Consider the following 14,047-nt stretch of genomic DNA (forward strand, 5'->3'; position numbering starts at 1 on the left):
GATGTCGTTTTAAAGCGGTTTGGGTATTATTGTAGCATGTCGGGTCAGGCTACTGATCCGATGCTTTGGTGCCGGTATGTGTCTGGCTTTCTTTTTGATAACCCGACGCCCCTTTAACGATATATCTGAGCTGCCAGATCAATCGTTCAGTCAATTCTGCACGTTGTTGGGCATCCTGATCTAAGGCTTCTGCACCCGAACTGAATACCAGGGTAACCATGGCTTCTGCCTGCATATAAGCATGATTGGCATCACAAGGTGTTTCGGTCTCCAGGTAATGAGAGAGCTCCATGATGAAGTGTTTGATCTCTCTGGCGACAGCAGCCCGAAAAGCGGGCGAAGTGCCAGAGCGCTCACGCAACAGCAAACGAAACTGGTTGCTGGATGTTTCTATAAACTCCATAAAGGTCAGAACAGACGTGTGGATCACGCTCCCGCCCCCTTTAGCAATTCTGCGCCGCGCCTGACGCATCAGCTGGCGTAAGGTCAAGCCGGCCTCATCCACCATGGTCAGTCCTAACTCATTCATGTCTTTAAAGTGGCGATAAAATGAGGTGGGCGCAATGCCTGCTTCCCGGGCTACTTCGCGCAAACTGAGATTGGTAAAGCTGTGCTCTGCACTGAGCTGATTAAACGCCGCCTCTATCAGCGCCTGGCGGGTTTTTTGTTTTTGCTGGGCACGCACACCTGACATGGTCTCATGTTCCTATAAATTATTGGCTCAGATCAAGAATAGAGGCAGTCTAATACTTGACGACGCAACTTTGAAATACTATTTTAGCGTACAAGTGTACGCTGAGATATCAAAAATGAAAAAACCACCTTTATTGTGGACTAATGTACTATTTTTTAGTCTGTCCTTTCTTGCTGCTATTACTTTAGTGCCCTGGTATGGGTTTGAATATGGCTACAGTGCTACCCACTGGGTTGCGTTTGTGGGCTGTATGTTCTACGCCGGCATGTCTATCACCGCAGGATACCATCGCCTGTGGGCCCACAAAGCCTACGATGCGCACCCCGTTATCCAGGTTTTCTTTGCACTCGGTGGAGCCTTTGCGCTGCAAAACAGTGCCCTGCACTGGAGCAGTGACCATCGCGTTCACCATGGTCAGGTTGACGACCCGGTGAAAGACCCGTACGCCGCGACACGCGGGTTCTGGTATAGCCATATCGGCTGGATGCTCAGAGACTATCAGGGTGAAAGTTATGGCGATTACAGCAATGCGCGCGACTTACAGCGCAACAACATTGTTATGTGGCAGCACAAGCACTACCTGAAGCTGGTACTGCTGACAAATATTGGTATTCCGCTGATGCTCGGCCTGATCTTAGGAGATATACTCGGCATGCTGTTATTGGCGGGCGTATTACGCCTGGTACTCAGTCAGCACTTTACCTTTTTCATCAATTCCCTGGCACATATCTGGGGCAAGCGCCCTTACACCGAGAAGAACACCGCCCGGGATAATGGCTTTTTGGCGCTACTGACCTATGGCGAAGGCTATCATAACTTTCACCATATATTTGCCAGTGACTATCGTAATGGTATTCGCTGGTATCATTATGATCCAACCAAGTGGATGATCCGTGGCCTGTCGTACCTTGGTCTGGCCAGCAAGCTCAAGCGCACACCGGTTGAACGAATAGAAAAAGCCAAAGCAGAAACCTTGCTGAATAAGACCAAAGTTACCCTGGCAAAATTGCCTTTGGCGCAGGATAAGCTTACATTGTTACAACAAGAGTATGATTTGTTGCTGAAAAAGCTTCAGCACTTCTGTGCCGTGCAAAAGCAGGTACTGGAAACGAAAAAACATGCTATGCGCGAACAATGCGAGCAGTCAGCCCTGTTAAAGCAGTATCAAGAGCTGGAACAGGCCTGGCAGGCGCAAAAACAGGCATGGCTGGCATTAAACTCGAGGTTGTTAAAGGGCGCCACCAGCTAACCCGATAGCGGCCTCACACGTCATTATTTAAGGTGAGGCCGTGACTAAGAAAACCGCCACAAAATCCCCCACGCAAAACGCATCCTACCAGTACGATGCGATCATCATTGGCACAGGCCCCGGCGGTGAGGGGGCTGCCATGAATCTCTCCAAAAGCAATCGAAAAGTCGCCGTGATCGAACGACAAAAAGACGTCGGAGGTGGCTGTGTGCACTGGGGTACCATTCCGTCCAAAGCACTACGTCACTCTGTCAGCCGCCTGATTGAGTACAAAGCTAATCCCCTGTTTCGTTTTAACGAGCGTCCACAGCGTCTGACTTTTCAGGATATTCTGCATCACGCCAGTGATGTGATCAGCAAACAGTCGAGCCTGCGTTCCAGTTTTTACGACCGTAACCGCATTCACCTGTATCAGGGGGATGCCACCTTTGTCGACGCACACACCATTCAGGTCCAACATTTGGATGGCTCTCAGGAGCGCCTTACAGCGCAAACCATTGTTATTGCTACAGGTTCTCGTCCTTATCGACCACCCGGTATCGACTTTGACCACCCCCGCGTCTATGACAGTGATACCATTTTAGATCTCACTCACAACCCACGACGGGTACTGGTTTATGGTGCTGGTGTAATTGGATGTGAATATGCCTCTATTTTCAAAGGTTTGGGGGCAAAAGTTGATCTAATTAATACCCGTGATCGACTGCTCTCATTTATGGATGACGAAGTGTCCGATGCTCTGAGTTACCACTTCTGGAACAGTGGTATCGTGATCCGTCACAACGAGGAATTTGCCAAGGTAGAAACTGAAGATAAAGGCGTAGTGCTCCATCTACAATCCGGTAAAAAGGTCAAAGCAGACTGTATTTTATGGGCCAATGGCCGAACGGGTAACACTGATGCACTTAACCTGGAGACAATCGGACTGAAAGCAGACGGCCGTGGCCAGCTAAAAGTCAATGAACATTACCAGACTGAAATTGATAATGTGTACGCGGTGGGAGATGTGATAGGCTACCCCAGTCTGGCCAGTGCAGCCTTTGATCAAGGCCGTATTGCCGCGCACGCTATCGTGCACGGCAAGTGCGATGACCGCCTGATCACTGACATTCCAACCGGTATTTACACCATTCCGGAGATGAGTTCAGTAGGCAAAACTGAACAACAGCTGACCGCCGCCAAGATCCCTTACGAAGTTGGTCGTGCTCAGTTCAAACACCTGGCACGCTCGCAGATCACCGGCACCGAAGTCGGCTCACTCAAGCTATTGTTTCATGCTGAAAGCAAAGAAATCCTCGGGATCCACTGTTTTGGCGAACGCGCCTCAGAAATCATCCACATTGGCCAGGCCATTATGGAACAAAAAGGTAAAGGCAATAACATCGAGTATTTCGTCAATACCACCTTTAACTACCCAACCATGGCCGAAGCTTATCGGGTCGCAGCTCTGAATGGCTTAAACCGTCTGTGTGACTGACCCCTGCGCATTTTCAAGCTGCGCGATTAAAAGCGCAGCTCACCGCTCACGCGCCACAATTGTTCTGTCTGGCGCGTCGGTAATTTAAAATCGGCCCGATTTGCCACTTTAGACTCGAGATACTGAAATTCCATACCGACATGCCAGTGATCGGTGACCTGCCAGCGACCTGTCAGCGTAACAGCGCCTCCCTCGCTGGTATTCGGATCGAAATCCCAGAAGTCTCTGTCTTTGACATTAAACTGCTCTACTCGCCCACTCACGCGATAATCCAGCCATTTATGGGTCAGCAACACAAATTGACTGCTGAAGTCGTTATCAACGCCACGCCGCTTGCCCATCGCAGTATTGCCGCCCATTGCTTGCATAACCAGATGCGTCGCCCGGGTGATCTTAAAACGATATGCCGCACTGTAAAACTTGGTATCCCAGGCATATTGTCCTGTCTGATAGTTTACTATGCTTGGATCACCATTGTTGTCATACCAATACAGTCGCACAGTATGACGCTTCTGATAATCCCAGTGCGCCCCGATGTAGTACCCAAACCGGCCATCGACTTCAGTAAACGGCTCAGTCCGCCAGGCCTGCTTTGCCAGGGGAGGCGCTTTTAATGCGTAGATAGGCGCAAAAGGAATCGCCTCATTAAATACACTTTGCCGGTCGTGCACGGCCCAGCCACGCCAGGCCAGCAAAGTACCTGCCGGATCGTTTCCTTTATACAGGGCACCAACTAACTCCCAATTGTGGCCGCTACGCTGGCGTCTCGGCAACCGACTGTCACTGCGTTTGAAGCTGACTTCTGTGCCAAAAGTACGGATCTCCTCTCCCAGCCAGGCATTTATCGCGCTGTAGCTGTAGTTGTAAGGAGACGACCAGCCAATATCCGGGTTCTCCAGTGACATTCTGGGGTAAAAACCACCAATCCGCCCCTGCCACTGCCAGGGCCCTTTATTGAGGGTGTGGTATTGGGCAAACAGCTCGGTAAAGCCCAGCTTGCTATCCGGATCCGGCACATACTGCGCACTGGCCAGTAATGACCACTTACTACCCAGTTCAGTGCGCAAGTCGACCGCCGCACGGCTCAGGTTCAGTCGCTCTGACTCAGTGCCAAAGCGGTTAACCGACACTCCCCTGTCATACCAGCTTGCGTAGTCACTACTGTTTTGCCAGTTTGCCTGAACAACCCCTTTGTACTGAATGTTTTTAGCTTGTACGGCAGTGGAGAGTAGTGCACTGAAGCCTGCCAGTGTCAGCCAGTGAAATGGTTTATTCATAGTCATCAAACTCATCGCTGAAATCATCCTGGAACATCCCGAGCGTCTGCTGCAGTTGCACTTTAAGTTGCTCGCCCGACCGTATTACCGATAACTGGCGACTCTCCGGTTTATCAAGATCCATAAACCCCTCATGCCAGACTTTCAGTTCAACATGTTTAAGCTGTTCGACGGGTAATGAGATATGCGCCACTCCGTCAGCATTAGTCACGGCAAAGTGTGTTGAGTCTACCACCAGAATATAACCCAGCATCCAGTCGTGAATATTGCAACCCAGCTCAACCGCCCCGGTTGTAGAAAAGGTCAGCGCCTGAGGCTGGTCACGGTAGAGCTTAAATTCGAAGGTTTTAGCGGGTGAAAACGAATAAACATGATGCAAAATAGAATCATAATTGGGAAACGAAATTTCAGCCTGCTTTGGCACAATCAGTAAATGTGGCGTAAACGTGCGGTTTTTTTGGCCCATCTTATATTGGTGGGTAAGGACCTTCTGATCTTCAGCCAGGCCCTGCCCGGTTAACCACACCGCGGCACCAGGCAAGGCCTCTCCTTGTTTGTCCAACACCTTTACCGAAAGCTGCCCGGCAGCAAATGCACTGCCAGTTACCAGCATCAGGGCAGTCACAGCGACACTAAGAATATGTTTTAATTGAATCATTGCCTAAAAGCTCCTTGCGGTCTGGGTTTAGTATAGGCCACAGATGTAGACCGGACGACTGTTAGTTTCCATTCATCGCATTTTCAAACTGAATACGTATGCAGAAAGTTCATGCCCCATTGAAGATAACAGTATGCTAAACGCTCACTCACATTTGCAACCGAGATAGTTTATGCAATTAGTCTTCTCAGCAACAGGCATTGCCGCCACGCTCGTCGCCGGTTTATTTACCGGTGCTATACAAGCTGCGACACACAGTGTCAGCTCGCCCGATGGTAAACTGACCTTTCAGATCAGTGATGATCATAGCCAACCCAGTTACCAGCTCACCTTTAACAACAAAGCGGTGATCAACCCCTCTAAGCTGGGCTTTGATTTTGCCCGGGCACCATCGTTGCGCGATGGCTTGACTATCAGCAGTACCCAACGCAACAGCAAAGATGAACGCTGGCAACAACCCTGGGGCGAAGCACGAGAAATACGCGACCATCACAACGAGCTGGTTGTAACTCTGGCAGACAGCCAGTCAAAGCAGGTACAGTATGCACTCAGAGTGCGGGTGTTTGATGACGGCATAGGTTTTCGCTACGAGGTTGCACACGACTCTGCCCGCTATATCACCCGGGAACTCACTGAGTTTGCCGTCGCTGACAGCGACAAAGCCAGTGCCTGGTGGATCCCGGCCCGGGGCTGGAACCGTTACGAGTATACGTATAAAACCACCCCACTTCATGACGCAGCCCATGTCCATACCCCGTTCACATTAAAGAACAAAGATGGCGTACACGTCAGTATTCACGAAGCAGCCCTGGTTGATTATGCTGCGATGACCCTGAACCAGCGTCGCCCCGGTACGTTTATCAGCGACCTGACGCCCTGGTCAGATGGCATTGCGGTAAAAACCAATGGCCAGTTTAACACCCCGTGGCGAACGATCCAGGTGGGCGCACAGGCCACTGACTTACTCAACTCCCGCCTGATCTTGAACCTCAATGAGCCCAATAAGCTGGGCGACGTATCCTGGGTGGAACCGGGTAAATACCTCGGCATTTGGTGGGGTATGCACATCGGCAAAAACACCTGGGGCAGTGGTGAGAAGCATGGCGCGACCACAGCACGCACCAAAGAATACCTGAGCTTTGCTGCTAAGCATGGCTTTGATGGCGTACTGGTGGAGGGCTGGAATACTGGCTGGGACGGCGACTGGTTCTTTAACGGTGATGTATTCAGCTTTACCGAAGCGTACCCGGATTTCGATCTGGATGCCATTGCCAAGCATGGCGAACAAGTGGGTGCCCGCCTGATCGGCCACCACGAAACCTCAGGTAACGTCAGCAACTATCGTGACCAAATGGCCGACGCTTTTGCCCTGTATGAAAAAGCAGGCGTCCGACAAGTAAAAACTGGCTATGTAGCCGATGGTGGCAACATCAAGCGTATTGATGAACGTGGCCATGCCCGCTTTGAGTGGCATGACGGCCAGTTCATGGTCAATGAGTATCTGGATAATGTGAAACTGGCGGCCAGACATAAGATCAGCATCAATACCCATGAGCCTATTAAGGACACGGGATTGCGCCGTACTTACCCGAACTGGCTGACCCGTGAAGGCGCACGGGGCCAGGAGTTTAATGCCTGGGGTACGCCACCGAACCCGCCCGAACACACCACTATGCTGGCTTACACCCGTATGCTGTCAGGTCCGATGGACTTTACTCCGGGTATTTTTGATATGAGCTTTAATGGTCTGGGCGATAAAACCAATCGACCACAAACCACCCTGGCAAAACAGCTGGCCCTTTATGTGGTGCTGTACAGCCCGGTACAGATGGCCGCCGACTTGCCTGAAAACTATCTGGCCAGACCGGATGCCTTTCAGTTTATCAAAGACGTTCCGGCCGACTGGGAAGACAGTGTCGCGCTGGCTGGAGAAGTGGGTGATTATGTGGTGTTTGCCCGAAAAGAACGTAAACGCGGCAAATACTCAGGTAAAGACTGGTATTTAGGTGCCATCACCGATGAGCAGGCCAGAAGCATTGACGTAAAGCTCGACTTCCTTGAGCCGGGCCAGCGCTTCGAAGCCCAGATCTATCAGGATGGTCCTAAGGCTGAGTGGAAACACAACCCCTATGATCTGAGCATTCAAAAACAGATTGTCACGGCACAGGATACCTTAACGCTGAAGCTGGCCACCAGTGGCGGCACCGCGATCCGCTTTAAGGCCCTTTAAAACAGAGGGCAGCTCGTTTCCCTTGCTGCCCTAGCCTTTGCTCCAATCAAAGTACAAAGTAAAACCACAATGCTCGGCAAGCGTTTGAAAAATGGCTTTTACCTGTGCCGGATCCCAACTTTTAACATGAGCAACAGCTGTTGAACCTCGACCAAAATACAATGACGTCGCACGACCCCCCTCCTCAAATCCAGTTTTAGACAGCAACTGACCATTCCTATAAAAATGACGTGCAACAGCAGCACTTAACCCATTGCTGGGATTGCCATAAAGCTCAACTTGTCCACCCTTTTCATTGACCCTCACGTAAAGTTCTTTTAGACGTTTGAGATTACCTGACACTTTATTTTCATATACCCGGTGATTTGCATTTGAAGTATTTTGCCTACTAAGCGTTCCGCGATAAATGATATCTTGCTCTTCTCGCAGCTCTGCTTGCACTGTGCAGTCCGCAGCGAAGTTGATCGTGCCCGTTTTATGGGCATGCACCATGTCTTTAGACCCCTGTCTCGTTGGCCTTTTGAAGTCTGTAAACTCAATGGCTGATAAACTTTGGTTTATGACGTTCAGTGCTTGCTTTAACTGCACATCTTTCGGTATTTGAGTACTACCATAAATCCCCCCGGTAATTTCCCCCTGCATGACTCTGGCATATCCTCGCACTATCGTAGGCTTTTTGCTACCACCACTCACCATCGCAGTGCCACCAACAATAGCATTTCCCATCACTCGTACTTTGCCACTCACAATCGCTTCATCTTTGATGACCGCATTTCCCATCAAGCGTACCCCGTGCTCCACGGTCGCTGACCCACATACTGCAGCCGTCGGGGCGATGAATGCCCCCTCTGATACAAAAGCCCCGCTTGAGACAAAGCCACCTTGCTGCGGGTTGGTTTTTCTATTGTTAGTGAAGTAGTAGCCAGACTCACCGGGGCATAATTCTGACTGTGCAGCATAAGCCAGACTCAGAGGCTGCAAGCTGGAGAGCGTAGATAAAGCAACTAATAAAATGGCTCGTTTCATGTTAGTTTCATTCGATGTCGATGTAGAGGTCGTTAGATCATCTCTATATCGTGGAAAAAATGCAACTCTAAATACCTGTGGCCCTCTCACTCCATTTATAAACACCGAACCTCACTACACTGTCGCCTTTTTGAGATGTGGCGTAATAAACTGACTCAGTGCCAAAGAGCACCCTGCCAGTGCCGCGCCAAAGTAAAACACCAGAGACTGATCATACAGCCACACCACGCCAAAACTGGCCGGGATCACCACCGCGGCAATATGGTTGATGGTAAAGCTGACGCCTGCAGTGGCCGCAATGTCCTCCGGCTGAGCAATTTTCTGGAAGTAGGTTTTCAGTGCAATGGCCATGGCAAAAAAGATATGATCGACCACATACAGCACCGCCGCGAGCTGAGCCGACTCCACCAGCGCATATCCCACAAACACCAATATTAAGCCTGAATATTCCAGGGTCAGCGCCTTTTGCTCGCCAACCCGGTTGATCATCTGGCCGATTTTCGGGGCAACAAAAATATTCACAACGTGATTGATCATGTACAGTGCGGTGATCTCGGCCACATCAAAACCAAACTTTTCGACCATCAGAAAGCCGGCAAACACCATAAAGATCTGTCGACGAGCACCCGAGAAGAACGTCAGAATGTAATACAGGCTGTATTGTTTTCTCAGGATCAGCTTTTTGTGCTGGGTCGCCTGCTGGACAAATTGCGGGTGCGTTGCTGCCATAAACAGCGTCAGCGCCAGTCCGGCACCGCCGAAGAGCAAATAAACCCACACATAATCCGTGGCCAGCCAGGTGAATGCCACCCAGATCAGTCCAAAGGTGACCAAAGAGGCCATCGATTTAATAGACAGCAGCCGACCTAACTGCTCCGGCGCCTCTTCCTTAGAGAACCATTGCAAACTCAGCGACTGATTAAGCGTTTCGAAATAGTGAAAGCCGATCGACATCAGTACCGTCGTCGCATACAGGCCATACACACTGGGGAAAAATCCCGTTAGTGCGACCCCGATTGATAACAAGCATAAACTCACCAGCGCAAAAGTTTGCTCCTTCAGTACCAGCAACACAAACACCGCGGTAAACGCCAGGAATCCGGGCACTTCACGCAGTGATTGCAACATACCTATGTGGGCGCCGGTGAACGCGGCCTGTTCAATCGCAAAGTTATTGAGTAAGGCGTTCCACGCAGAAAACGTCATTGCCATGACAATGGTCGCCAGTACCATAAAACTCATCGGCGAGGGCACAAAGAGTCGGGTTGGGTTTTTCATTCACAGTCCTTAAGCACATTGATTGCCGTTATTAGCCCGGTTAGTATATGAGCTAGGCACGCTGGCTTATATGGAAAATCATGACACAAAGTTTATCAAATCGGACAGATCCTTCCTGGCGCAGTGTGTCCAGCCGGTTTAAACGTAAGACGCTGGACAGACCCGTCTTCCCCCGGCCCACCACAATGCCCGCCAATGAGCACGTACGGGCGCATAGTCATCACTGGGGTCAGATCACGTACATCAGCGATTCGGTCATGACCATTTTTACGCCACAGGGGACCTTTGTGATCCCGCCGCAGCAGGCGTTGTGGATCCCGCCCAATCTGGAGCATGAAACCTTCTGCCGCTATGGCGGACATTTTCGCAGTGTCTATATCGATGAAAAGTACACTGAGATATTAGGCGATCAGGCGAAAACCCTGGTGGTTGATACCCTGCTCAAAGAAATGATCCTGACCATCTGCACCTGGCCAGAAGACTATTTGCTTGATGATAAAACCGAGCGCTTTATCCAGGTATTTATCGATCGACTGGAGCTGGCACCCACCAGTGCATTTTTCATTCCCTGGGCCGATGACCAGCGTTTGCTGCCGATTGTCAGTGAACTGTATGCGAACCCGGGCTGTGCGCTGACGCTTGAGCAGTGGGGTGAACAGGTGGGGGCCTCGGCCAGAACCCTTAACCGCCTGTTTCACAAAAACTTTGCTATGAGCTTTAGCCTGTGGAAGCAAAAGCTCAGGGCGCTGCGTGCGGTAGAGATGCTCACCGCCGGTGAAACCCAGCAGGTCATCGCCCAGCAGCTGGGTTTTGAATCCAGCTCCGCATTTAACAGCGCGTTTAAAAAGTTCTTTGGTACGACCCCCCGCCAGTACCTGAAACGTTAGGGCTGATTATTCAAATACAGCGCCTGTAATGGTCCCGTTTCTAGCCAGGCACGCATCAGCTGACTCTGGCTCAGTGAAAACATTTTTTGTCCATTGTCATAAACGTTGGCACGCATAAAGTTCATGGTCAGATCCGCATTCACACATTCCGTCTGCACGAGTCCGTCACAGCTCAGATGACGGTGGGTGTTTTGGTCATTCCAGGGGGGGTTAGTATGACCAATTAGCCCCAGAAAATGACCCAGTTCATGCGTCAGTGTTTTGCCCTGATCATAGTTTGGCTCTCTTGGCGCAATGGTACCAAACAGCCCCTGCTCTATCGACACCCCAATATAGGTGTCAGGGGCACTGCCGGGCACATGGGCTCTGCCCGCAAGGACAGGCTCATTAAAGCGGGTGCGTGACATGCCCACCCAGATATTAATATAGCGTTCTGTCGGCCAGGCATCCGAGCCGCCGGCGTCGCTGCGGGCAAATGGGTATCCCTCAAGGGCAAAGACACTGGCAGTGGACTCTAAGCGCACGATCCCTGAGTGAGGCTGACCATCCGGATCTGTGTCGGCCAGATAAAACTGGACCCCGGTGTCTGCAATAAAGGGGGTATAAGTTTCGGGAATGGTCTCAATTTCAGCACTATTTTTGCCCCGAAAATGCAAATTGGTCGCCCGTAGCTGAGATAGGATCTGCTCATCGCTGAGTTCAAAATAGCCATTATCCAGCACATGTACAACGACCGGTAAGCGGATCCGCGTTACTGACTCAGGGTCGGGAAGATAAGGTAAGAATAACGCACTCACTGTGCAGGACCCCGTCACCTCAGAAATACGATAACGACCTTCTGTTAGCGCCCCATTACAACCTCCGACGCGCTCCAGAATATGGTCACTGTTGGGTGTGAAGACAAACTCGGCGGCACTACCATACGCCACCTGCTGAGTGCTGGAATCCACATTCCCTCCCTGACTGACGGTTGCATCCAGACGGTAACGAATAGGCGAAAAACGTGCAGTCACCTGACAGTTTTGCTCGACCCGCTCCACCTTGTAAGCCACGCCGGTGCGCTTGCCCGCGCAACCACTTAGCTCGGTCAGCTCATAACCCGCCTGGGGCTTCGCGACAAACTCGGCGGTTTTACCCTTGCTAACTTTTAACTCTGCGGGTTCCAGCGTCCCGCCCCCTGCACTGAGTGTTGAAACAGTCAGTAACTGCGGCGTTTCATTCACCGGCGGATTATCATCACTGCCACCTGAGCACCCGGTCAACGCGCTCAGTGTCATCACCAGCACCAAGTGACCCGTCGAAATATAATTCATCGTTCCTTCTCCGTTATCTTATGGCGTTGAAAAACCCAACAACACCTACCTTATTATAGGTACGCTGTGCCCGTAAACTGTTATGTCACTGGTTAAAAATGTCGCTATTTGTTACCCGCGCTGTGAACACTGGACAGACTTTGCGCAATTGAGCCGCCTGCGCTGTACAGTCACGCAAGAGCCAAGTACTCTGAGCCTCTTTCTTCGTTGTAACCTGTATGGGGTGTCATGAGCACAGCATTTTCACGCCGATTTACTACCTTGATCGACCAGTTTAGCGCCGGCAACAAGCGCCAGTTTGCGCTACTCACAGGCAAGTCTCCTTCACATATTTATCGTATTTGCCGTGGCCTGAGCCGACCCTCTGTGGCGTATCTGGAGCATTTGTATAGTTTATTCAACATCGATTTGAACTGGTTGCTGACCGGCGAACAACCCGTCGAGCAATCTGCAGCGACCGGCTCTGGAGATATGCTGATGGTGCCTAAGCTGGATGTGGAAGCCAGTGCCGGTTTTGGTAGCATCAATGGCAGTGAAGATATCACAGAGCAGTTTGCCCTGAATAAGCGCTGGCTCAGCACTCAGCTGGGCGTGCACAGTGAACAGCTGGCGTTTGTGACTATTCGTGGTGACAGTATGCTGCCGACCTTACAACACGGCGACATGGTGCTGGTTGATTTAAGTCAGCGTGACGCCAGCAAGCGCGGTGTATTTGTGCTGCAAACCGAAGATGGTCTGATGGCCAAACGTATACAACAGCACCAGGATCATATTAGCGTTGTGAGTGATAACCCGGAGTATCCCGCCTGGCAGATCCACGCCGGGAATGCACAGCAGCATGGTATCGCAGGCAGAATTGTCTGGTGTGGTCGCAGTATGTAACTCATATACAGCAAAAAGCCAGCAGAGTTGCTGGCTTTTTTGTGTTTGTGAGCAGTCTGATTACGGGCGCGGAATAAAGCCTAACGCATCATAAGCCGCTTTCAGTGTTTTCTCTGCACGAGCTCCTGCTTTTTCTGCTCCGGAGCGCATGATTTGATCCAGTAATGTCTGGTCTTCACGGATCTCCCTGAAGCGTGCCTGCATCGGCTCCAGCATCGCCACAACGGCATCAGCCGTATCTTTCTTCAGGTGGCCATACATTTTGTCTTCATACTCAGGTACCAGATCGGCCACATCACGCTTAGTTGCCACAGACAGCAGCGTCAGCAGATTCGACACACCGGGCTTTTCTTCTCGATCAAAGTAAATGCGCGCCTGCTCGTCAGAATCCGTGACTGCCTTTTTAAGCTTTTTCTCAATCTTTTTCGGCTCATCCAATAGCATAATGTAAGCATTTGGATTGTCATCCGACTTAGACATTTTCTTCAATGGATCTTGTAAGCTCATGACCCGAGCACCCAGCTCAGGAATGTAAGGCTCTGGTACTTTGAATACATCACCATACAGATTATTGAAACGCGTTGCGATATCACGTGTCAGTTCCAGATGCTGCTTCTGATCTTCACCCACAGGAACCTGATCAGCCTGATAAAGTAAAATATCAGCCGCTTGCAATACCGGGTAAGCAAACAGGCCTACATTAACATTGTTGGTGTTTTTCGCTGACTTGTCTTTAAACTGGGTCATGCGATTGAGTTCGCCCATTTGCGCATAACAATTCAGTACCCAGCTTAACTGAGCATGCTCTGGTACCTGTGACTGTACAAACAGCGCCGATTTTTCAGGGTCGATACCACAAGCGGCATACAGAGCAACACCATCTAAAACGCGATCACGTAGTACACTCGGTTCCTGGCGTATGGTGATGGCATGCAAATCAACCAGCATAAAGAAACAATCATGATCTTCCTGTAGCTTAAGCCACTGGTTAATGGCACCCACATAATTGCCTATTGTCATACCACCGGTTGGCTGAATGCCACTTAACACTACTGGTTTAGCCATTGTGTTCCTTT

12 protein-coding genes are annotated in these 14,047 nt (G+C 50.6%); 5 read left to right on the forward strand and 7 right to left on the reverse strand.

Translation table 11 applies throughout. The annotated features are described in order from the left end of the window. Positions 1–49: 49 nt before the first annotated feature. Entirely contained in the window at positions 50–694 is a 645-nt protein-coding gene (gene fabR / locus MHN33_RS17500; RefSeq protein WP_239399769.1) for an HTH-type transcriptional repressor FabR, read from the reverse strand. 115 nt (positions 695–809) lie between these two features. Here fabR and MHN33_RS17505 point away from each other — a divergent pair, with 115 nt between their 5' ends. Further along, positions 810–1,943: a fatty acid desaturase gene (locus tag MHN33_RS17505; RefSeq protein ID WP_239399771.1), complete on the forward strand. Its 1,134-nt coding sequence runs from the start codon at positions 810–812 to the stop codon at positions 1,941–1,943. A gap of 40 nt (positions 1,944–1,983) precedes the next feature. Beyond that, positions 1,984–3,420, forward strand: a complete 1,437-nt coding sequence (sthA, locus tag MHN33_RS17510) for a Si-specific NAD(P)(+) transhydrogenase (protein WP_343224848.1) — start codon at positions 1,984–1,986, stop codon at positions 3,418–3,420. Positions 3,421–3,446: 26 nt separating this feature from the next. Here sthA and MHN33_RS17515 read toward each other — a convergent pair whose 3' ends face one another. Beyond that, on the reverse strand, positions 3,447–4,697 hold the full coding sequence (locus tag MHN33_RS17515; RefSeq protein WP_239399773.1) for a hypothetical protein: 1,251 nt from the start codon (positions 4,695–4,697) through the stop codon (positions 3,447–3,449). Further along, a complete protein-coding gene (locus tag MHN33_RS17520) occupies positions 4,690–5,355 on the reverse strand; it encodes a methylamine utilization protein (protein ID WP_239399775.1) in 666 nt (221 codons plus the stop codon). Before MHN33_RS17520 ends, MHN33_RS17515 begins: the two co-directional genes overlap by 8 nt. Before the next feature lie 172 nt (positions 5,356–5,527). Here MHN33_RS17520 and MHN33_RS17525 point away from each other — a divergent pair, with 172 nt between their 5' ends. After that, positions 5,528–7,585: a glycoside hydrolase family 97 protein gene (locus MHN33_RS17525; protein ID WP_239399777.1), complete on the forward strand. Its 2,058-nt coding sequence runs from the start codon at positions 5,528–5,530 to the stop codon at positions 7,583–7,585. A 30-nt stretch (positions 7,586–7,615) separates the two neighbouring features. Here MHN33_RS17525 and MHN33_RS17530 read toward each other — a convergent pair whose 3' ends face one another. Then, complete coding sequence (locus MHN33_RS17530; protein ID WP_239399779.1) at positions 7,616–8,611, reverse strand: hypothetical protein; 996 nt, start codon at positions 8,609–8,611, stop codon at positions 7,616–7,618. A gap of 114 nt (positions 8,612–8,725) precedes the next feature. Further along, complete coding sequence (locus MHN33_RS17535; protein WP_239399781.1) at positions 8,726–9,889, reverse strand: MFS transporter; 1,164 nt, start codon at positions 9,887–9,889, stop codon at positions 8,726–8,728. Positions 9,890–9,969: 80 nt separating this feature from the next. Between MHN33_RS17535 and MHN33_RS17540 the strand changes: the two genes are divergently transcribed. Continuing rightward, positions 9,970–10,776 (forward strand): helix-turn-helix transcriptional regulator, encoded by an 807-nt coding sequence (locus MHN33_RS17540; RefSeq protein ID WP_239399783.1) that lies wholly within the window; start codon positions 9,970–9,972, stop codon positions 10,774–10,776. Here the strand turns inward: MHN33_RS17540 and MHN33_RS17545 are convergent. Beyond that, positions 10,773–12,089, reverse strand: coding sequence for a M43 family zinc metalloprotease (locus MHN33_RS17545; RefSeq protein ID WP_239399785.1), 1,317 nt, complete (start codon positions 12,087–12,089; stop codon positions 10,773–10,775). The two genes, MHN33_RS17540 and MHN33_RS17545, sit on opposite strands and share 4 nt — an antisense overlap. Positions 12,090–12,317: 228 nt before the next feature. On the opposite strand from MHN33_RS17545, the gene MHN33_RS17550 reads away from it, so the two are divergent. Further along, on the forward strand, positions 12,318–12,971 hold the full coding sequence (locus tag MHN33_RS17550; RefSeq protein WP_239399787.1) for an XRE family transcriptional regulator: 654 nt from the start codon (positions 12,318–12,320) through the stop codon (positions 12,969–12,971). 60 nt (positions 12,972–13,031) lie between these two features. Here the strand turns inward: MHN33_RS17550 and trpS are convergent, their stop codons facing one another. Beyond that, entirely contained in the window at positions 13,032–14,036 is a 1,005-nt protein-coding gene (gene trpS / locus MHN33_RS17555) for a tryptophan--tRNA ligase (RefSeq protein ID WP_239399788.1), read from the reverse strand. Between the last annotated feature and the right edge of the window lie 11 nt (positions 14,037–14,047).

The sequence above is a fragment of the Pseudoalteromonas sp. OOF1S-7 genome (assembly GCF_022347765.1).
Lineage (GTDB): Bacteria > Pseudomonadota > Gammaproteobacteria > Enterobacterales > Alteromonadaceae > Pseudoalteromonas.

What these genes read in the sequence shown, in the direction of transcription:
- fabR (WP_239399769.1), bottom strand. Translation starts at nt 694, where the DNA reads ATGTCAGGTGTGCGTGCCCAGCAAAAACAAAAAACCCGCCAGGCGCTG.
- MHN33_RS17505 (WP_239399771.1), top strand. Translation starts at nt 810, where the DNA reads ATGAAAAAACCACCTTTATTGTGGACTAATGTACTATTTTTTAGTCTG.
- MHN33_RS17515 (WP_239399773.1), bottom strand. Translation starts at nt 4,697, where the DNA reads ATGAATAAACCATTTCACTGGCTGACACTGGCAGGCTTCAGTGCACTA.
- MHN33_RS17520 (WP_239399775.1), bottom strand. Translation starts at nt 5,355, where the DNA reads ATGATTCAATTAAAACATATTCTTAGTGTCGCTGTGACTGCCCTGATG.
- MHN33_RS17525 (WP_239399777.1), top strand. Translation starts at nt 5,528, where the DNA reads ATGCAATTAGTCTTCTCAGCAACAGGCATTGCCGCCACGCTCGTCGCC.
- MHN33_RS17530 (WP_239399779.1), bottom strand. Translation starts at nt 8,611, where the DNA reads ATGAAACGAGCCATTTTATTAGTTGCTTTATCTACGCTCTCCAGCTTG.
- MHN33_RS17535 (WP_239399781.1), bottom strand. Translation starts at nt 9,889, where the DNA reads ATGAAAAACCCAACCCGACTCTTTGTGCCCTCGCCGATGAGTTTTATG.
- MHN33_RS17540 (WP_239399783.1), top strand. Translation starts at nt 9,970, where the DNA reads ATGACACAAAGTTTATCAAATCGGACAGATCCTTCCTGGCGCAGTGTG.
- MHN33_RS17545 (WP_239399785.1), bottom strand. Translation starts at nt 12,089, where the DNA reads ATGAATTATATTTCGACGGGTCACTTGGTGCTGGTGATGACACTGAGC.
- MHN33_RS17550 (WP_239399787.1), top strand. Translation starts at nt 12,318, where the DNA reads ATGAGCACAGCATTTTCACGCCGATTTACTACCTTGATCGACCAGTTT.
- trpS (WP_239399788.1), bottom strand. Translation starts at nt 14,036, where the DNA reads ATGGCTAAACCAGTAGTGTTAAGTGGCATTCAGCCAACCGGTGGTATG.